The organism is Cellulosimicrobium sp. PMB13 (assembly GCF_051294865.1).
In the GTDB taxonomy this organism is placed as follows: Bacteria; Actinomycetota; Actinomycetes; order Actinomycetales; family Cellulomonadaceae; genus Cellulosimicrobium.
Genome location: NZ_CP145910.1, coordinates 3,616,024 through 3,634,550 on the forward strand (window position 1 = coordinate 3,616,024; position 18,527 = coordinate 3,634,550).

Sequence of the window (18,527 nt, forward strand, 5' to 3'; positions counted from 1 at the left end):
GTGTCCCGGCCGTCGGGACCGGCCGCGTCGTCCTGCGAGACCCGGGGCACCGACCTAGCGTGGAGAGCGAGACCCCGCGAGTTCCCCCGAGAGGAGACCACCGTGCCCGGAACCGACCTGACCGGCCGCCGCGTGCTGGCGATCGTCACGAACTACGGCGTCGAGCAGGACGAGCTCGTCGTCCCGCTCGACCACCTGCGCGGCGAGGGCGTCCGCGTGGACGTCGCCGCCGTCTCCGCGGACGACGTCCAGACGCTCGTAGGCGACAAGGACCCCGGCCGCACCGTGACGCCGGAGCTCACGTTCGGGGACGTCGACGCCGCCTCCTACGACCTGCTCCTCGTGCCCGGCGGGACGATCAACGCCGACTCCCTGCGCCTCGACGACGGCGCCATGGAGATCGTGCGGAGCTTCACCACGGGTGGCAAGCCCGTCGCCGCGATCTGTCACGGCCCGTGGGCCCTGGTGGAGACGGCAGCGGTCGAGGGCAAGACCCTCACGAGCTACCCGTCGCTCGAGACCGACGTCCTCAACGCGGGCGGCGCGTGGGTGGACCGCGAGGTCGTGCGCGACGACGCGGGCGGCTACACGCTCGTGACGTCCCGCGACCCCGACGACCTCGACGCGTTCCTGCGCGAGGTGGACGCGGTGCTCGCGGCCTGAGCCGGACGGTGCGCCCCGCCGTCCCGGCCGGGGTGCGCGCCCCCTCGCCCGTGCTGTCCGTGGCACCCGGCATACTCGCGCCATGGACGACCAGCTGGCCCTGCTCGGACGGCTCCAGGACGCGTTCCTCGCCGACATACCCGACGCCGACCCGCGTGCTCCCGTCCCGGCGTGCGGGCGGTGGCGCGTGCGGAACCTCGTCGAGCACCTGGGGCGCATCCATCACTGGGCGGCGGCGCAGGCGCGGCGCCGGCAGGAGACGCCGCTGGGCCGCGGTCCGTTCGACCTCGCATCGTTCTACGCGGAGCAGGCCGCCGAGCTGCACGGGACGCTCGTGTCGCTCGATCCCGACGCGCGCGCCTGGACGCTCCTCGAGACCGACGACCCCGGCTCGACCGCGCGGTTCTGGCACCGCCGACAGGTCCACGAGACGCTCGTGCACCTGCACGACCTGCGCGCGGCGACGGGCCGAACGGTGGACGACGTCGCGCCGCACGTGTGGGCCGACACGGTCGACGAGGTGGTCACGGTCATGCAGCCGCGCCAGGTGCGCCTCGGGCGCATGTCGCCGCTGGAGCGTCCCGTGACGCTCGTCGCCACCGACGCACCGGGCACGTGGGTCCTCGGCGCGGCCGACGGCGTGCCGAGCGCGGTGCGCGTCTCGGCGCCCGCGCAGGAGCTCGCCCTCGTCCTGTGGGGGCGCGTCGTCCCGGACCCCGCTGTCGTCACGGGCCTCACGCTCGACGGCGACGAGACGGCGCTCGACGCCGCACTCGCCGAGCGCATCACGCCGTGAGCGCCGCTCGCGACGCACGGCTCAGCGCAGGCGCGTGATCTCCACGGTGACGTCCAGCTCGCTCGCGCCGGCGCCCGCGTAGACCCCGGTGAGCGGCGCGACGTCGCGGTACTCGCGCCCACGCCCGAGGACCACGTGGTCGTGCCCGACGGGTCGGCGGTTCGTCGGGTCGAACCCGTACCAGCCCCCCGCCCACCACTCGACCCACGCGTGGGACTCCCCCGCCACGGGCTCGCCGAAGGCCGCGTCCGGGCGCGGGTGCAGGTAGCCCGAGACGTAGCGCGTGGGGATGCCGACGCTGCGCAGCGCGCCCGCGCACAGGTGCGCCATGTCCTGGCAGACGCCCTGACGCGCGTCCCACGCCTCGCGCGCCGGGGTGTGCGCCGTCGTGACGCCGGGGACGTAATCGAGGTGGTCGCGCACCGCGAGGCACACCGCCTCGGCGGCGGCGTGCGGCTCGAGACCCGCGGAGACGTCGAGCGCGAGGGCGGCGACGTCGTCGGGCACCGCGGTCGTCGGGGTGTCCGCGAGGAACGCCGCGTGCGCGTCCAGGGTGCGCTCGTCGCCGAGGTCCGTCCACGACGGCGGCGCGGCGGGCGCCGCCTGCTCCCGCACCTCGACCGTGCTGTGGGCCCGCAGGACGAGCCGCACGTGCGGCTCGAGCACCTCGAACACCGTGACGGTCGTCCCCCAGTAGTCGGTGTAGTCGTGCGACCACGTCGTGGGGTGCACCCGGACGCTCGCCTGCTCGACCACCTGGAGCCCGCCGGACACGGGCGTCATGCGCGCCTCGTTGTAGGACGCCGTGATCGGTTCGGCGTACTCGAACGCGGTCGTGTGCACGACCCGCAGGACGCTGCTCACAGGGCCTCACCCACCCAGGTCGTCACCGCTCCGGACGGGAAGTAGCGCGCCCGCACGGCGTCGGAGGCCCGCGAGCACGCGCGCTGCACCCGTTCCATGGCGTCGGGCAGTGACGCGAGCAGGTCCGACAGGCGCGCGTACTCGAGGCTCGTGCGCACGATCCCGAGCTCCCGGCGCGCCTCGTCGGCGACGCCGTGCCGGCCCTCGAGCGGGCCGAGCTCGCGCAGGCAGCTCTCCGCGGTCTCGAGCGCGTGCACGATCGAGCGCGGGAAGAGCCGGTCGAGGAGGAGGAACCCTGCCGCGCGCTCGTCCGACGCCAGACCGCGGTTCGCCCGCAGGTAGGACTCGTGAGCGCCGCACGAGCGCAGGAGCGTCGTCCAGCCCGGGCCTGCCGGGCCGAGCCGGGCCTGCGTCGTCACGAGCCGCGCCGTCATGTCGGCGCGCTCGATCGACCGGCCCAGGATCATGAAGTGCCACGTCGCGTCGCGGCTCGTCGCCGAGTCCATGAGACCGGCGACGATCGCGGCGCGCTCGCGGGCCCACGAGAAGTACTCGTGCGGCGGCGCGGTCCGGATCGCCCCGAAGACCTGGTTGCGCGTCGTGTTGAGACACTCCCAGAGCTCGGTCGAGACGATCTCGCGCGCCCGGCGCGCGTTCTCGCGCGCCGCGACGAGCGAGCCCGCGACCGACGACGGGTCGATCTGGTCGTGCGCCAGGAGGCGCAGCACGTGCTCCCGGTCGACCAGCGTGCCGTCGTCCGGCACCGGATGGTCCATCACCGCGAGGAGCGCGCGGCACGCGAGGTCCTCCTCCGCCCACGGGTCCTCGGAGAGGAGCTGCACGTGGACGTCGAGCAGGCGAGCCGTGTCGTCCGCGCGCTCGACGTACCGCCCGATCCAGAACAAGGACTCCGCGATCCGGCTCAGCACGTGCCCACCTCCTCCGGCGCGGACGACGGCAGGTCGTCCCGCGACTGCTGCTCCACCTGGTGCGACTGCCCCTGCTGCTGCTGTTGCTGCTGGGCGGTCCGGCCGGCACGGCCCGGGTCGTCCGCCGGGTTGGTCACGAGCGGGACGCCGGGCGCCGTCGGGGCGTCCCCGTCGGCCGCGGGACCGGCCGGCACGGTCCGCACGTCCGTGGAGTCGGCCGGACCGGCGGGAGCCTCCGGCCGGCGCTCCTCGCGCGCGAGCACCCACGTGTCCTTCGAGCCCCCGCCCTGCGAGCTGTTGACGACGAGCTGCCCCTCGGGCAGCGCGACACGGGTCAGGCCGCCCGGCAGGACCCACACGTCGCGGCCGTCGTGCACGGCGAACGGCCTCAGGTCGACGTGCCGCGGACGAAAGGCCCCGTCGACGAAGGTGGGCACCGTCGAGAGCTGCACCACCGGCTGGGCGATCCATCCTCGGGGGTCGGCCTGCAGGCGCGACCGCAGCACGTCGAGCTCGGCGCGGCTCGCCGCCGGGCCCACGACGATGCCCTTCCCGCCCGAGCCGTCGACGGGCTTGACCACGAGCTCGTCGAGCCGGTCGAGCACCTCGGCGAGGGCTGCGGGCTCCTGCAGCCGCCACGTGTCGACGTTGGGCAGGACCGGCTCCTCGCCGAGGTAGTACCGCACGAGGTCCGGGACGTACGTGTAGACCAGCTTGTCGTCGGCGACCCCGTTGCCGACCGCGTTGGCGATCGTGACGGTGCCGAGCCGGGCGCACGCGAGCAGTCCCGGCACGCCGAGCACCGAGTCGGCACGGAACTGCACAGGGTCGAGGAACTCGTCGTCCACGCGCCGGTACACGACGTCGACGCGCCGCCGGCCCTCCGTCGTGCGCATGTACACGCGGCCCCCGGCGCAGAACAGGTCGCGCCCCTCGACGAGCTCGACGCCCATCAGTCGGGCGAGGAGCGAGTGCTCGAAGTACGCCGAGTTGTACACGCCCGGCGTGAGCACGACGACCGTCGGGTCGGGGACGCCGTCGGGCGCCGCCGCGAGGAGCGCCGTGAGGAGGCGCTGCGGGTAGTCGACGACGGGCCGCACCCGCAGGCTCGAGAACAGCTCGGGGAACGTCCGGACCATCGCGCGCCGGTTCGAGATGACGTAGCTCACGCCGCTGGGCACGCGCACGTTGTCCTCGAGGACGCGGAACCCACCGGCCTCGTCCCTGATGAGGTCGACGCCCGCCACGTGCACGCGCACGCCGTTCGGCGGCTCGATGCCCCACACCTGCCGGTGGAACTCCGACGACGACAGGATGAGCCGCTGCGGCACGACGCCGTCGGCCACGGCGCGCTGCGGGCCGTAGACGTCCGCGAGGAACGCCTCGAGCGCCCGCACGCGCTGCGCGACGCCCCGCGTCACGACGTCCCACTCGTCCGGCTCGACGACCCGCGGCACGACGTCGAGCGGGAAGGGCCGCTCCTCTCCCGCGAAGTCGAACGTCACGCCCTGGGCGAGGTAGGCACGGGCGAGCGAATCGGCGCGCGACGCCACCTCGCCGGCAGTGAGCCGCGTCATCGTCGCGTGCACGCGCTCGTAGCGAGGGCGCAGCGCGCCGTCGTGGTCGAGCATCTCGTCCCAGGCCCGCGACACCGGGTAGTCGTCGAACAGGTCCGCCATGCCCGCACGGTAGGCGCGCCGGGATGCCGGCACGTCACGTGCACGTGTCGGCGGGGTAACGGCGCCCGGACGGGTGTTGCGTGAGGTCGCCCGGGTCGGCCCGTCCGCGCGTGTAGGGTGCCGCGCGTGGCACGCAACCGATGGCTGGGACTGCTCGGCGACGCGGCGCGCGCCGTCGTGCGCGGGATCTCGCGCCCCTCCGGGAGGTCGGGCACCACCACGACCCGTGGGCCCCGGCCCGCACCGCGACCGGCGCCCAGGCGCTCGTCGGGCACGACGCCTGGCGCCGCCCGCCCGACCGCTCGCCCGGGCGGGGCGTACCCCGGCGACTACACGGGGGCGGTGCGCGCCTCGTACGCGCCGCAGCTCGACGGCTCGCCGGACCCGGGCGAGATCGTCTGGACCTGGGTCCCGTTCGAGGAGGACCACACCCAGGGCAAGGACCGCCCGGTGCTGCTCGTCGGTCGGGACGGCGCCTGGCTGCTCGGCGTGATGCTCACGAGCAAGGACCACTCGCGCGACGCGCGCGACGAGGCGCGGTGGGGCCGGCACTGGCTCGACATCGGCTCGGGCCCGTGGGACGGGAAGGGCCGGGACAGCGAGGTGCGGCTCGACCGCGTGCTGCGCGTCGACCCGGGTGCCGTGCGCCGCGAGGGCGCGGTCGTCGGACGTGCGGTGTTCGACCGCGTCGTCGCGGGCGTCGCAGCGCACCGCTGACGGCGGCCGGACGCCCTGGGCCGACTGGATTCAGAGGGGTCCGGGCTGGTAGTCTCGATGGTCGCGTGTCCGCCCAGGTCGGCGGGCACCGCTCCAGCACCTCTCCACGGGTTCCCCACCCCAGTCCCGGAGCTGGAGCCGCCCTCTACGACCTATCCGCTCGCTCCGGCGAACACACCAGAAAGCTCACACGTGGCCAACATCAAGTCCCAGATCAAGCGCATCCGCACGAACGAGAAGGCTCGCCTGCGCAACAAGGCGGTCAAGTCCGAGCTCAAGACGTACGTGCGCCGCGTGCGCGAGGCCGTCGCCGCCGGCGACAAGGACGCGGCGAGCACCGCGCTCCAGGCTGCCTCGCGCAAGCTCGACAAGGCCGTCTCGAAGGGCGTCATCCACGCGAACCAGGCCGCGAACCGCAAGTCGGCCATCGCGAAGTCGGTCAACGCGCTCTGAACGACGCGTCGCCACTGAGGCGACCACAGGCTTCTCCACGAGGGGCGCCGACCCGGACGGGTCGGCGCCCCTCGTGCATGCCCGACGGCGCGCCGGAGGTCGGGCACCGGAAGGTGGGGCGCCGGAGGTCGGGCCGAGCCCGTCCGGGCTTCAGCGCCCGCGCGAGCCCGCGATCGTCAGGACGGCCCGCTCGACGGCGAACACGGGGTCAAGCCCGGCGCCCTTGACCTCGGCGTCGGCCTGGGCCACGGCGCTGATCGCCGTCGCGAGCCCTTCGGGCGACCACCCGGAGAGCTCGCGCTTCGCGCGGTCGACCTGCCAGGGCGCCATGCCGAGCTCCTTCGCGGACGCCCCGCCGCGCCCTCGCATCGCACCGACCTTGGCGAGCGCCCGCAGCTTCATCGCGAGCGCTGCCACGAGCGGCACCGGGTCTGCGCCCGTCGCGAGCGCGTGCCGGAGCAGGGCGACGGCCTCGCCCGCGTTGCCGGCGACGGCGGCGTCGGCCACGCGGAAACCCGTCGCCTCCACGCGCCCGCCGTAGTAGCGGTCGACCACCTGCTCCGTGACCGTGCCGTCAGTGTCGGTGATCAGCTGGGCGCACGCCGCCGCGAGCTCGCGCAGGTCGTTGCCGAGCGCCTCCACCAGGGCACGGACGCCCGTGCCGTCGATGCGGCGACGCGCACGACGGAACTCCGCGGTGACGAACGCGGCCTTGTCCGCGTCCTTCTTGACCGCCTCGACGGTGACGACGGGCGCGCCGCTCGCGCGGATCGTGTCGAGCATGCGCTTGCCCCGCACGCCGCCACCGTGCACGACGACGACCGTCGTCGCCGGGTCCGCGACGGGGACGTACGCGACCACGTCGGTGACGAGCGCGTCGGTCGCGCCCTCCGCCCCGCGCACGACGACGACCTTCGCCTCGCCGAACAGCGACGGGCTCGCCGCGACGGTGAGCGTCCCCGGCTGGTACGTCGCGGCCTCCAGCTCGACCTTCTCCACCTCGGGGTCGCGCTCGCGCGCGAGGTCGAGCACCGCGTCCACGGCCCGCTCCGCGAGCAACGACTCCGGCCCCTGGACCAGCACGACCGGCGCGAGCCGCACGTCGTCCCACCCGGTCGCGGCGGACGGGCGGGCGGAGGACCGGGACGGCGCGGGCATGCGCCAAGCCTGCCACGCCCCACCCACCCGTGGCGCCGGTCACCGCCACGACGAGCACCGCAGGACTCCCGTTCGGCATGAGGTCCCTGACACCTGTGCTCGGCCCGACGGGACACCCGTACCGCGCAGCGGCGGTCGACGAGGGCATCGGCACCGCGCACGGCACAGCAGTCGGCACCGTGGTCCGCGCAGCCCGCCTCACCCGCAGCCCGGCTCACCCGCAGCCTGCCGACCCGAGCACGCCGTCGCGCACGACGAGGGCGAACGTGCCGCACGTGTCGGTCCGCAGGACCGTCGAGCCGACGCCTCGGTAGAGGTCCATCGCGTGGTCGGTCGGGTGGCCGTAGGTGTTCTCCCCCGAGCTGACGAGCGCGACAGCCGGGGACAGCGCTGAGGCGAGCCGCTCCGACTGCGTCCGCGAGCCGTGGTGGGCGACCTTCACGACGTCGACCGCGATGCCGCCCCGCCCCTCGAGCACTCGCACGAGCGACTCCTGGCCCGCGTCCTCCAGGTCGCCCAGCGCGACGACGTCGATCCCCTGCGCCTCGGCAAGCAGGACGACGCTCGCGTCGTTCGCCGCTCCCTCCTCCCCCGTGGCTCCCTCGCCGCCGCCCTGACCGCGGTCGGGCACCGTACCGTCGCGGTCCGTGCCCCCGGGAGCGGGGCCCGCCTGGAGCACCTCCCACCGCACGCCGTCCGCGCCGCCCGCGAGCGCGGCGTCTCCTGGTCGCGCGACGTCGACGGGCACCCCGGCGTCCTCGAGGAGGCCCAGGGCGCGGTCCGCCTGCGCGACGGGGTCGCGCGTCCCCGTGACGAGCGCGCGCTCGACGACGCGGTCCTGCAGGACGGCGTCGAGGCCTCCGACGTGGTCCGCGTGGAAGTGGCTGAGGACGAGCAGGTCGACCCGGTCGACGCCGAGGTCGTCGAGGCACCGGTCGGCCGCGGCGCCGGGCGGACCGACGTCGACGACCACCGCAGACGACGGACCCGAGCGCAGCGCGAGCGCGTCGCCCTGGCCGACGTCGCACGCCACGACCGCCCAGTCGGCCGGGACGCCGTCGTCGACGACGGCGAGCCGGTGCCCCACGAGGACGACGACGAGGACCGCTGCGACGATCCCGACCAGTGCGGTGAGCAGGACCGGGCGAGACGTCCTGCGCACGGCGCGCAGGTGCCTGCGCAGGCGGCTGCGCCACGGCCGGCGGCGGACTCGCAGCAGCTCGCGGCGCTCCGCGGCGCGTCGCAGACCCCGCGAGCGCAGGAGCACCGTGAGGCCCGTCGCCGTGACGAGCACGAGCAGGAGCAGCCCGCCGACGCCACCGGGCCACGGCAGGCGTGCGCCCGGTAGCTCGGCGAAGACCTCCGCCACGCCCGCGATCCAGCCCGTGAACACACCGGCGAGCGCCGCGACGCCCGTCGCCCCAGCGGGCCAGACCGGCGCCAGGAGCGTCGCGACGACCCCGAGCACCGTCGCCGGCCCGAGCGCCGGAGCGGCGACGAGGTTCGCGGGCACGGAGTACACGCTCACCGACGGCTCGAGCAGCACGAGGATCGGTGCGCACGCGACCTGTGCCGCGACGGGGACCGCGAGGACGTGCGCCGTGGTGCGGCCGCACCACGGCGCGAGGGTGCGTGCGAGGGGTGCCGTGCCGAGCGCGAGGCCCGCGGTCGCCGCCACGGAGAGCACGAAGCCGTAGGACCTCGCGAGCCAGGGATCGAGCACGAGGAGCACGACGACGGCTGCCCCGAGCGCCGCGACCGCCCGGGACGGACGTCCCAGCAGGACGCCCGTCAGCCCGACGACGCCCATGGCGGCCGCGCGCAGCACGCTCGGCTCCGGATGGACGAGCACCACGAACCCGGCCATGGCGGCGCCCGTCACGAGCACGCGCACCGTGCGCGACGCACGCAGGGCGACGCACAGCGCGGCGACGCACGCGACGATGATCGCGAAGTGGCCGCCCGACACGGCCGTGACGTGCGTGAGGGACGTCGTGCGCATCGCCTCGTCGAGCTCCGGGTCGAGGCGTGACGTGTCACCGACCGCGACGCCGGGCACCAGGCCCCGAGCCTGCGGGGAGAGCCCCGCGGTGGCGTCGAGAAGTCCCTGCCGCATCGAGTGCACCGCACGCAGCGGCGGCGGGGCCGGTTCGAGGACGCGCGGAGCCTCGTCGACGCGCAGGAACGTCCGGTCGCCGTCGACGGACAGCGTGCCGACGGCCTCGACCGTCGCCCCGTAGGCGAGGCCGTCCCACGAGCCGCCTGCTCCCGCGACGACGAGCTGGCCCGACGCGGGGGTCGTGACGCCGCGCGCCGTCAGCCGGACCGCCTCGACCCGGACCTCGCGGCGGTCCTCCTCCCCCGTCCACGGGTTCGCTCGCGGGACGACGGCCGAGCGCACGGTCGCCGTGACGCGTGCCGTGGCACCGTCCTGCGCGAGGTCGGTGAGACCCGAGCCGGCGCGCTCGACGAGCTGGGCGCCGCACGAGAGCAGCACCGCCGTCACGCAGGCGAGGACGAGGACCGCCTGCCCCACGAGCCCGCCCCGACGGCCCGGCACGGTCGCGGGCGCAGCGGTCGCGGGCGCAGCGGTCGCTGGCGCAGCGGTCGCGGGCAGAGCCGTCGCGGGCACAGCCGTCGCCGCCACAGCCGTCGTCCTGCGAGGACCCACCGCACGGCCGACGAGGGCGAGGCACACGAGGCCGAGCGCCGCCGCCCCGACAGCCGCCGCGACCAGGACCGCAGCGGGCGCGCCTCCGACGCCGACCGCGGCGGCCGTCCACGCCGCGAGCGCCGCCGGCGCGAGCCGGAGGTCCGTCACACGCGGACGAGGTCGCGCAGGTCGGTGAGGGTCGCGGGTCCGATCCCGCTGACCTCCCCGAGCTCGTCGACGGACGTGAAGCGGCCGTTGGCGTCGCGCCACGCCACGATGCGTTCCGCGAGCACCGGCCCGATGCCCGGGAGGCCGTCGAGCGCCGCCGCGTCGGCGGTGTTGAGGTCGACGGGCCCCGCCGCCGTCCCGGCCGTCGACCCGGCGCCCGTCGTCCCGGCGCCCGTGGGCCCGGCTGTCGTGGTCCCGGAAGCGACCACCTCACCCGGGCGAGGCACGACGATCTGCTCGCCGTCCACCACGGTGCGTGCGAGGTTGAGGGCGGTGAGGTCGGCGTCCGGCCCCGCCCCGCCCGCCGCCGTGAGCGCGTCGGCGACCCGCGCGCCCGCGGGCACGCTGACGAGGCCGGGCGTCACGACCTGCCCGACGACGTGCACGACGACCGCCGCCGCACCCTCCGGCGAGAGATCCGCGCCGGCTCCCGCGTCCGGTGACTCACCGCCCGCGGCGTCGTCGGTCGCGGCGTCGTCGTGCGGGCCGCCGACGGTGTCCGCCGCCGCTCGGGCCTCCTCTCCCGAGGGCCCACCGACGTCCGTCCCCGGAGCGTCGTCCACCGCCGCGAGCGCCGCCACGGGTTCGGGTCGCAGGGTGAGTGCCGCCGTCACCCCGCCGAGGACGAGGACGAGCAGCGACGCCGCGACCGCGACCCGAACGGCGATGGAGGCGCGTACTCGCCCGGTCCCAGGCCCCACGCCCTCGTCGGACGTGTCGGGGGGGTCGAGCGCGGCGAAGCCCGAGTGCGTCGTCGGGTGCCCGTGCGCCGCGGCATACGCGTGCGCGACGGTCGTCGCGGTCCGCCGCCGGGCCCGTAGCCCGATCGCCTCGGCAGCAGCACCGTCGTCGGCCTCCGCCGCGGTGCCGTCCGGCCACGGGTCGTCGTCCCCTTCGGCCCCGTCTCCCAGCGCAGACGGAGACTCCGACACCGGCGCTGACCCGGTCGCCGTCCCCACCTCAACCGCAGCCCGAGACCCGGACGCAGCCCACGACCCGGACCCGGACCCGGACGCAGCCCAAGCCCCAGACCCAGACCCAGACCCAGACCCGAGCCTCGGCCGAGTCGGGAGCCACCCGTCCGGCAGGGGCTCCGTCGTGGCCTGACGGTGCTCCGGCTCCTGGCTCCGGACCACCTCGACCGCCTCGGTCGCGGGGTGCCAGGCGAGCGCGGGCCGGGTCCCCCCGGCCACAGCCCGCAGCCGCTGCCGCACGACGGCGTCGCTGCGGCGCGGCGCACGGCCGACCGGCGACCGGGACGGGAGAGGTGGCGGAGCGTGGCGAGGCGTGGTCATGCCCGCACGCTAGGGATCTTCCTCGGGCGCACGCGGCTCGCCGGACCGCACCTGTGGACGGGACCGTGCGTCGTCGGGCCTGTGCACGGCCCGGACGCCCGGCCGACAACCTACGGCGCGAGGTCCGCGACGACGACCGCCAGGACACCGGGCCCGACGTGAGCGCCGAGGACCGCGCTCACCGGCGTCACGGTGACCTCGAGCCCCGTCCGAGCCGTGAGCTCGGACGCGAGGCGCCGGGCGCCGTCGTCGTCCCCCACGTGGTGCACCGCGAGGACGGGGGCGTGCCGGCGGCCCGCCGACTCCACGGCGACGGTCGTGAGACGTTCGACGGCGGCGACCTTCGTCCGGACCTTCTGCACGACCTCGATCCGCCCGTCCCGCACGGCGAGCAGCGGCCGCACGCCGAGGACCGTGCCGAGCGCCGCCGAGGCCGCGCTGAGGCGACCTCCCCGCCGCAGGTGGTCGAGCGAGTCGACGAGGAAGACGGCTCGGCTCGTGTCCGCGACCGCGAGCGCCCGACGCGCGACGGTGTCCACGTCCGCGCCGTCCAGCCCGACGTCGGCCGCCGCCGTCGCGGCGAAGCCCAGCCCCATCGCCACCGTCCGTGAGTCGACGACGCGCACCGGCACCGGGGCGTCGGCCGCCGCGAGCGCCGCGGCGTGGACGGTCCCCGAGAGCTCGCCCGACAGGTGGACGGACACGATCGCGCGCGCGCCGGCGTCGACCGCCGCGGCGTAGGCGTCGGCGAACGCGCGCGGCGAGGGCTGCGACGTCGTGACACGGCGGCCCTCGGCGAGGCGCGCGGCGACGTCGTCGGCGGTGATGTCCACGCCCTCGAGGGCTGACACGTCGTCGACCACCACGTGCAGGGGAACCGAGTGGAGGCGCGGCGAGCCGTCGCGCGGCAGGGACGCGGTCGAGTCGGTGACGACGTGGACGTGGTGGTCGTGGGTCATGGCCGCGCCACCCTACGGCGTCGGGCGGGGCGCACGCATCCCCGGTCCGGCTGCGGTGCGCCCCCGCCGAACCTACGATCCGAGCATGCCCGACGACGCCGCCCGGACCGACCAGGAGCTCGCCGCCCTGCGCGCGGCCGCCGCGCAGGCTGCCGCGGAGGCCGCCGAGGCGCGCGCCGCCGCGGCCCAGGCGGCGCTGGAGGCGGCCGAGGCCGAACGCGCGGCTGCCGCCGAGGCCGCGACGGCCGAGGGCGACGTGACCCCGGCGTCCCCGGCGGCGAGCTCCGCGACGGAGGGGCACGCGCAGGCGACCGCCCGGGACGAGGAGGCCGCGCCGTCGGGCACGAGCACGCTCGAGGGCTACGCCGCCGAGGTGGCCGCGGGGTACGCGTCCGAGGACGGCACGCTGCCGCTCGGGGCGCTGCTGGAGGGCGAGCCCGGTGGTGACCCGGCGGCGCGCGCGGACGTCCAGGTCGGCTTCGCGCTCGGGATGCTCAACCGGCACGGGCTCGTGGCGGGTGCGACCGGCACGGGGAAGACGAAGACGCTCCAGGGGATGGCCGAAGGGCTCTCCGCCGCCGGAGTCCCGGTGTTCCTCGCGGACATCAAGGGCGACCTGTCGGGTCTGACGCAGCCCGGCGCCCCGAACGAGAAGATCGTCGAGCGGTCGCGCTCGATCGGGCAGGACTGGGCGCCCACCGCGTTCCCCGTCGAGCTGTACACGCTCGGCGGGCTGGGGACGGGCGTGCCGATCCGCACCACGGTGACGGACTTCGGACCCCTGCTGCTGTCGAAGGTGCTCGGGCTCAACGAGACCCAGGAGTCCAGCCTCGGGCTCGTGTTCCACTGGGCCGATCAGCACGGGCTCGCGCTGCTCGACCTCAAGGACCTGCAGTCCACCATCGCCTACCTCACGTCCGACGAGGGCAAGGCCGAGCTGAAGGGCATCGGCGGCGTCTCCGCCGCGACGGCCGGGGTGATCCTGCGGGAGATCGTCGCGCTCCAGGCGCAGGGCGCCGACGTGTTCTTCGGCGAGCCGGCGTTCGCGACGTCGGACCTGCTGCGGACCGGACCGGACGGTCGGGGCATGATCTCGGCGCTCGAGCTGCCCGCCGTGCAGGACCGGCCCGCACTCTTCTCGACCTTCCTCATGTGGCTGCTCGCCGACCTGTTCCAGGAGCTGCCGGAGGTCGGTGACGCCGACAAGCCACGGCTCGTGTTCTTCTTCGACGAGGCGCACCTGCTCTTCACCGGCGCGTCGAAGGAGTTCCTCCAGCAGGTCGTGCAGACCGTCCGACTGATCCGGTCCAAGGGCGTCGGCGTGTTCTTCGTGACGCAGAGCCCGAAGGACGTCCCCGCCGACGTGCTCGCTCAGCTCGGCAACCGCGTGCAGCACGCGCTGCGGGCGTTCACGCCCGACGACGCGTCCGCCCTGCGCGCCGCCGCGCGGACCTTCCCGCACTCGCCGTACGACCTCGAGCGGCTCCTGCAGTCGCTCGGCACCGGCGAGGCGGTCGTCACGGTGCTCACCGAGAAGGGTGCGCCCGCCCCGGTGGCATGGACGCGGGTCCGTGCTCCGCAGTCCTCGATGGACCCGGCGCCGTCGGACGCGCTCGAGGCGATCGTCGCGGCGTCGCCCGCGACCGCGCGGTACGGCACGCCCGTCGACGCCGAGTCGGCCTTCGAGCTCCTCCAGGTGCGCGTCCAGGAGCAGGCCGCCGCCCGCGCTGCGGCGCAGGCGGCGGAGGAGGAGGCCGCCGCGCAGGAGAAGGTCGCGAAGGAGGCGGCGAAGGAGGCCGAGCGCGCGGCGAAGAAGGAGCAGGCGGAGCTCGAGAAGATGCGCGCGAAGCTCGAGCGCGACGCCGAGAAGGCCCGTTCCGGCACGGGCGGGACGGGTTCCGGCGGTTCCCGCTCCGGGTCGGGCGGGTCGCGTGCGTCGAACCCGCTGGACGCGTTCCTGCGCTCGGCGGGCACGCAGCTCGGCCGCGAGCTCACGCGCACGATCTTCGGCACCCGCCGCCGCTGACCGCCCGTTGAGTGCTGGGTATTTGTCGTGCTGACCGGCTTCTGACGACAGATTGCCAGCACTCAGCGTCGGGTTGTCCACAGTTCTCGGCAGGAGGGCCCGCTCGCGCTCGGGAGTCACCATCCTCGGCGCATGGAACCCAGAATCCTCACCACGTCCGAGGCGTTGGCCCAGGGGGTGACGCCCGGCGTCCTGCGTGGGCCGTCGATGATCGCGCCGACCTCGGGGGTACGGATCGTCGGCGCCTGCGCCACTCTCGTGGACCGTTGCCAGGCGATCGCGCACACGCTCGACGGCACCGCCGCGTTCGCGCGGACGACAGCGCTCCGACTTCTCGGCGTCGAGGTGCCGTGGCAGCTCGAGCACGACGACCGGATCCACGTGGTCGTGCCGCGTCGCGGTGCTCGGCCGCAGCGGGCCGCCGTGACGTCGCACTTCTGCGGGCAGGATCGTCTCGACGTCGTGGACGTCGACGGGTTGCGGGTCACGTCGCCGGCGCAGACGTGGCTCCACCTCGCGCACGCGCTCACACCCGACGCCGTCGTCGTGCTCGGGGACGCGATGATGCGGCGTACGGAACCCCGGACCACGGTCCACGAGCTGCGCCACCTCATGGAGCGCACGTACAAGATGCGGGGGCTGGCGAGGTGCCGCCTTGCGATCGACCTGCTGCGGTCAGGCACCGACTCCAGCATGGAGACCCGGACCCGGCTGCTGCTCGTCCATGCCGGGCTGCCCTGTCCGCAGGTCAACCGGCCAGCCCTCGACGGGTCCGGCCGCTTCCTCGCCCTGCCCGACCTCTCCTACCCCGATCTCCGCATCGCGATCGAGTACGACGGCGACGTCCACCGGACCGACCCGGCGACCTGGCGCCGGGACGTCGAGCGGCGGCAGCGCTTGGAGGGCGCGGGCTGGATCATCATCACCGCGACCGCCGACGACGTGATCCGCCACCCCGAACGTCTGGTGAGCAGGGTGCAGGCGGCGCGGGCACGCCGTCGACTCCTCGTCAGCGAGCCCTGAGTGCTGGGTATTTGTCGTCCAGACCGGTAGACGACGACACATACCCAGCACTCAGCGTCAGACGACGATGTTGACCAGCTTCGGGGCGCGGACGATGACCTTGCGGACCTCGGCCCCGTCGATCGCGCGCACGACGTTCGGCTCGGCGAGCGCCGCAGCCTGCAGGTCTTCGTCGGAGATCGACGGCGGCACCTCGAGCCGGCCGCGGACCTTGCCCTTGACCTGCACGACGCACGTGACCGTGTCCTCGACGAGGTGCTGCGGGTCCGCCGTCGGGAACGGCGCGTGCGCGAGCGAGCTCTCGTGGCCGAGCCGCTGCCAGAGCTCCTCCGCGAGGTGCGGCGCGACGGGCGCGGTCATGAGCACGAGCGGCTCGACGGCCTCGCGCGGCACCCGGTCGAGCGACGTCAGGTGGTTGTTCAGCGTGATGAGCTTCGCGATCGCCGTGTTGGGGCGCATGTGCTCCATCTCGACGCGCACGTCCGCGATCGCACGGTGCACGGCGCGCAGCGTCTCGGGCGACGCCGGCTCGTCCGAGACGGTCGTCTCCCCGGTGTCTTCACTCACGACGTTGCGCCACAGCCGCTGCAGGAAGCGCTGCGACCCGACGACGGCGCGCGTCTCCCACGGGCGCGACAGGTCCAGCGGGCCCATCGACATCTCGTAGACGCGGAAGGTGTCGGCGCCGTACTCGGCGTACATGTCGTCGGGCGTGACGACGTTCTTGAGCGACTTGCCCATCTTGCCGTACTCGCGCAGCACGACCTCGCCGTTCCAGCGGTACACGACCTCGCCCGAGCCGTCCGCCGCGGGCTCCTCGACGACCTCGGCCGCCGGGACGTACTGGCCGCGCGCGTCCGTGAACGCGTACGCCTGCACGTAGCCCTGGTTGAAGAGCTGGTGGAACGGCTCGATGCTCGACACGTACCCCAGGTCGTAGAGGACCTTGTGCCAGAACCGTGCGTAGAGCAGGTGCAGCACGGCGTGCTCCACGCCGCCGACGTACAGGTCGACGCCGCCCGCGCGCCCGGCGGTCGCGTTGTGCTCCGGACCCATCCAGTAGCGCTCGAGCTCCGGGTCGACAACGGTCAGCTCGTCGGCACCGGTCGCCGCACCGTCGGCCACCGGCCCGCCCGCTGCCGAACCGGTCCACGCCGGGTCGAGGTAGCGCAGGTAGTACCAGCACGACCCCGCCCAGTTGGGCATGGTGTTGGTGTCGCGGCGGTACTGCTGCGGCCCGTCGCCCAGGTCGAGCGTGACGTTCACCCAGTCGGCGTTGCGGCCGAGCGGCGCCTCCGGGGAGGAGTCCGCGTCGTCGGGCTCGAACGTGCGCGGCGCGTAGTCGGGCACGTCGGGCAGGTCGACGGGCAGCATCGCGTCGGGGATCGCGACGGGCTGGTCGTTGGCGTCCCACACGATGGGGAACGGCTCGCCCCAGTAGCGCTGACGGCTGAAGAGCCAGTCGCGCAGGCGGTACGTCGTGGTGCCCTCGCCGAGACCCTTCGCGACGAGCCACTCGGTGATCGCGCGCTTGGCGGCGGGCACGTCGAGCCCGTCGAGCGACACCTCGTCGTTGGACGACGCGACGATCTCGCCGTCGCCCGTCCACGCGCCCGTGAAGCCCTCGGGGAAGCCGTCGGCGGGCCGGACGGTGTGCACGACGGGCAGCCCGAACGCCTCCGCGAACGCGAAGTCGCGCTCGTCGCCGCCGGGGACGGCCATGATCGCGCCGGTGCCGTAGCCCATGAGGACGTAGTCGGCGGTGAAGACGGGGATGGTCGCGCCGTTGACCGGGTTGACCGCGAGGTGGCCCGTGAAGACGCCGGTCTTCTTCCCGGCGTCGGCCTGCCGCTCGACCGCGGTCTTCGCCGCGGCCTCGCGCCGGTAGGCGGCGACGGCCTCGACCGGCGAGCGGTGCCCGCCCGTCCATGCCGACGACGTCCCGTCGGGCCAGTGCGCGGGCACCTCGTCGAGCAGGGGGTGCTCGGGCGAGACGACCATGAACGTCGCGCCGAACAGCGTGTCGGGTCGCGTCGTGAAGACCTCGACCTGCGTCCCGGACTCCGCGGCGGCGTCGTTGGCGCCGTCCGCGGAGCCGAGCACCGCGAAGCGCACCAGGGCGCCCTCGCTGCGGCCGATCCAGTTCCGCTGCATCGCCGTGACCTTCTCGGGCCAGTCGATGAGGTCGAGGTCGTCGGCAAGGCGGTCCGCGTACGCGGTGATCCGCATCTTCCACTGGCGCAGGCTGCGCTGGAACACGGGGAAGTTGCCGCGCTCCGAGCGACCGTCGGCCGTGACCTCCTCGTTCGCGAGGACGGTCCCGAGCCCCGGCGCCCAGTTCACGGGCGACTCGTCGACGTACGCGAGGCGCTGCGGGTCGATCACCGCTCGGCGCTGCACGGGCGTGAGCGAGGCCCAGTCCGCACCCTCCTCGACGCCGTCGACGCCGCCGGGCACGGGGCGAGACCCGTCGGCGTACTGCGCCTCGAGCTCCGCGATGGGGCGCGCGCGGCCGCGACCGCCGTCGGGGCGCTCCGCCTCCGAGTCGTACCAGGAGTCGAAGATCTGCAGGAAGATCCACTGCGTCCAGCGCACGTACTCGGGGTCGATCGTCGCGAACGAACGACGCGAGTCGTGCGCGAGGCCGAGGCGGCGCAACTGGCGCCGCATGTTGACGATGTTCGCCTCGGTCGTCGTGCGCGGGTGCTGGCCCGTCTGCACGGCGTACTGCTCGGCGGGCAGGCCGAACGCGTCGTAGCCGAGGGCGTGCAGCACGTTGTCGCCGCACATGCGGCGGAAGCGCCCGACGACGTCGGTCGCGATGTACCCGAGCGGGTGGCCGACGTGCAGCCCCGCACCCGAGGGGTACGGGAACATGTCCATGATGAAGTACGGGCTCGAGCCGGCGGGGCCGTTCCCCTCGCCGTCGGTGAGGTCACCCGTCGGGTTCGCGGCGAAGAACGTCCCGCGCTGCTCCCACAGCTCCTGCCACTTGAGCTCGATCTGCTCCGCGAGCGCCGGGGTGTACCGGAAGGCGGGCTGGCCGGAGGCGTGCGTGATCTCGGTGGTGTCAGGGGTGGTCAC

The 18,527-nt window shown here is 74.8% G+C and carries 14 protein-coding genes; 6 read left to right on the forward strand and 8 right to left on the reverse strand.

The window, feature by feature from the left end; genetic code table 11:
* Window positions 1-102 precede the first annotated feature (102 nt).
* Window positions 103-663, forward strand: a complete 561-nt coding sequence (locus V5D56_RS16285) for a type 1 glutamine amidotransferase domain-containing protein (RefSeq protein ID WP_435736330.1) — start codon at window positions 103-105, stop codon at window positions 661-663.
* Window positions 664-745: 82 nt separating this feature from the next.
* Complete coding sequence (locus V5D56_RS16290; RefSeq protein ID WP_435736331.1) at window positions 746-1,459, forward strand: maleylpyruvate isomerase family mycothiol-dependent enzyme; 714 nt, start codon at window positions 746-748, stop codon at window positions 1,457-1,459.
* A 21-nt stretch (window positions 1,460-1,480) separates the two neighbouring features.
* Here the strand turns inward: V5D56_RS16290 and V5D56_RS16295 are convergent, their stop codons facing one another.
* Genes V5D56_RS16295 through V5D56_RS16305 form a run of 3 tightly spaced genes read right to left on the reverse strand, consistent with a single transcriptional unit; the run spans window position 1,481 to window position 4,931 of the window.
* Window positions 1,481-2,323, reverse strand: a complete 843-nt coding sequence (locus V5D56_RS16295) for a transglutaminase family protein (RefSeq protein WP_251151599.1) — start codon at window positions 2,321-2,323, stop codon at window positions 1,481-1,483.
* Entirely contained in the window at window positions 2,320-3,252 is a 933-nt protein-coding gene (locus V5D56_RS16300; RefSeq protein ID WP_251151600.1) for an alpha-E domain-containing protein, read from the reverse strand. The genes V5D56_RS16295 and V5D56_RS16300 overlap by 4 nt, the downstream gene beginning before the upstream one ends.
* Window positions 3,246-4,931 carry a circularly permuted type 2 ATP-grasp protein gene (locus V5D56_RS16305; protein ID WP_435736332.1) on the reverse strand — a complete coding sequence of 562 codons (1,686 nt, stop codon included), beginning with the start codon at window positions 4,929-4,931 and terminating at the stop codon, window positions 3,246-3,248. Before V5D56_RS16305 ends, V5D56_RS16300 begins: the two co-directional genes overlap by 7 nt.
* Before the next feature lie 126 nt (window positions 4,932-5,057).
* On the opposite strand from V5D56_RS16305, the gene V5D56_RS16310 reads away from it, so the two are divergent.
* Together V5D56_RS16310 and rpsT are read left to right on the forward strand one after the other, a co-directional pair.
* Window positions 5,058-5,648, forward strand: coding sequence for a type II toxin-antitoxin system PemK/MazF family toxin (locus V5D56_RS16310; RefSeq protein WP_435736333.1), 591 nt, complete (start codon window positions 5,058-5,060; stop codon window positions 5,646-5,648).
* A gap of 192 nt (window positions 5,649-5,840) precedes the next feature.
* Window positions 5,841-6,101, forward strand: a complete 261-nt coding sequence (gene rpsT / locus V5D56_RS16315; RefSeq protein ID WP_251151603.1) for a 30S ribosomal protein S20 — start codon at window positions 5,841-5,843, stop codon at window positions 6,099-6,101.
* Between the two features lie 150 nt (window positions 6,102-6,251).
* Here the strand turns inward: rpsT and holA are convergent, their stop codons facing one another.
* From holA to V5D56_RS16335, 4 genes are all read right to left on the reverse strand, one after another.
* On the reverse strand, window positions 6,252-7,259 hold the full coding sequence (holA, locus tag V5D56_RS16320) for a DNA polymerase III subunit delta (protein ID WP_435736334.1): 1,008 nt from the start codon (window positions 7,257-7,259) through the stop codon (window positions 6,252-6,254).
* A gap of 214 nt (window positions 7,260-7,473) precedes the next feature.
* Complete coding sequence (locus V5D56_RS16325; protein ID WP_435736335.1) at window positions 7,474-10,080, reverse strand: ComEC/Rec2 family competence protein; 2,607 nt, start codon at window positions 10,078-10,080, stop codon at window positions 7,474-7,476.
* Window positions 10,077-11,072, reverse strand: a complete 996-nt coding sequence (locus V5D56_RS16330) for a helix-hairpin-helix domain-containing protein (RefSeq protein WP_435736336.1) — start codon at window positions 11,070-11,072, stop codon at window positions 10,077-10,079. Before V5D56_RS16330 ends, V5D56_RS16325 begins: the two co-directional genes overlap by 4 nt.
* Window positions 11,073-11,545: 473 nt before the next feature.
* Window positions 11,546-12,394, reverse strand: a complete 849-nt coding sequence (locus V5D56_RS16335) for a DegV family protein (RefSeq protein ID WP_435736337.1) — start codon at window positions 12,392-12,394, stop codon at window positions 11,546-11,548.
* An 85-nt stretch (window positions 12,395-12,479) separates the two neighbouring features.
* On the opposite strand from V5D56_RS16335, the gene V5D56_RS16340 reads away from it, so the two are divergent.
* Together V5D56_RS16340 and V5D56_RS16345 are read left to right on the forward strand one after the other, a co-directional pair.
* Window positions 12,480-14,420 (forward strand): helicase HerA-like domain-containing protein, encoded by a 1,941-nt coding sequence (locus tag V5D56_RS16340; RefSeq protein WP_435736338.1) that lies wholly within the window; start codon window positions 12,480-12,482, stop codon window positions 14,418-14,420.
* 132 nt (window positions 14,421-14,552) lie between these two features.
* Window positions 14,553-15,443: a hypothetical protein gene (locus V5D56_RS16345; protein ID WP_435736339.1), complete on the forward strand. Its 891-nt coding sequence runs from the start codon at window positions 14,553-14,555 to the stop codon at window positions 15,441-15,443.
* A 57-nt stretch (window positions 15,444-15,500) separates the two neighbouring features.
* On the opposite strand, the gene leuS is transcribed toward V5D56_RS16345, so the two are convergent.
* Window positions 15,501-18,527 carry a leucine--tRNA ligase gene (gene leuS / locus V5D56_RS16350; RefSeq protein WP_435736340.1) on the reverse strand — a complete coding sequence of 1,009 codons (3,027 nt, stop codon included), beginning with the start codon at window positions 18,525-18,527 and terminating at the stop codon, window positions 15,501-15,503.

What these genes read in the sequence shown, in the direction of transcription:
- V5D56_RS16345 (WP_435736339.1), top strand. Translation starts at nt 14,553, where the DNA reads ATGGAACCCAGAATCCTCACCACGTCCGAGGCGTTGGCCCAGGGGGTG.
- V5D56_RS16290 (WP_435736331.1), top strand. Translation starts at nt 746, where the DNA reads ATGGACGACCAGCTGGCCCTGCTCGGACGGCTCCAGGACGCGTTCCTC.
- holA (WP_435736334.1), bottom strand. Translation starts at nt 7,259, where the DNA reads ATGCCCGCGCCGTCCCGGTCCTCCGCCCGCCCGTCCGCCGCGACCGGG.
- V5D56_RS16335 (WP_435736337.1), bottom strand. Translation starts at nt 12,394, where the DNA reads ATGACCCACGACCACCACGTCCACGTCGTCACCGACTCGACCGCGTCC.
- V5D56_RS16305 (WP_435736332.1), bottom strand. Translation starts at nt 4,931, where the DNA reads ATGGCGGACCTGTTCGACGACTACCCGGTGTCGCGGGCCTGGGACGAG.
- V5D56_RS16340 (WP_435736338.1), top strand. Translation starts at nt 12,480, where the DNA reads ATGCCCGACGACGCCGCCCGGACCGACCAGGAGCTCGCCGCCCTGCGC.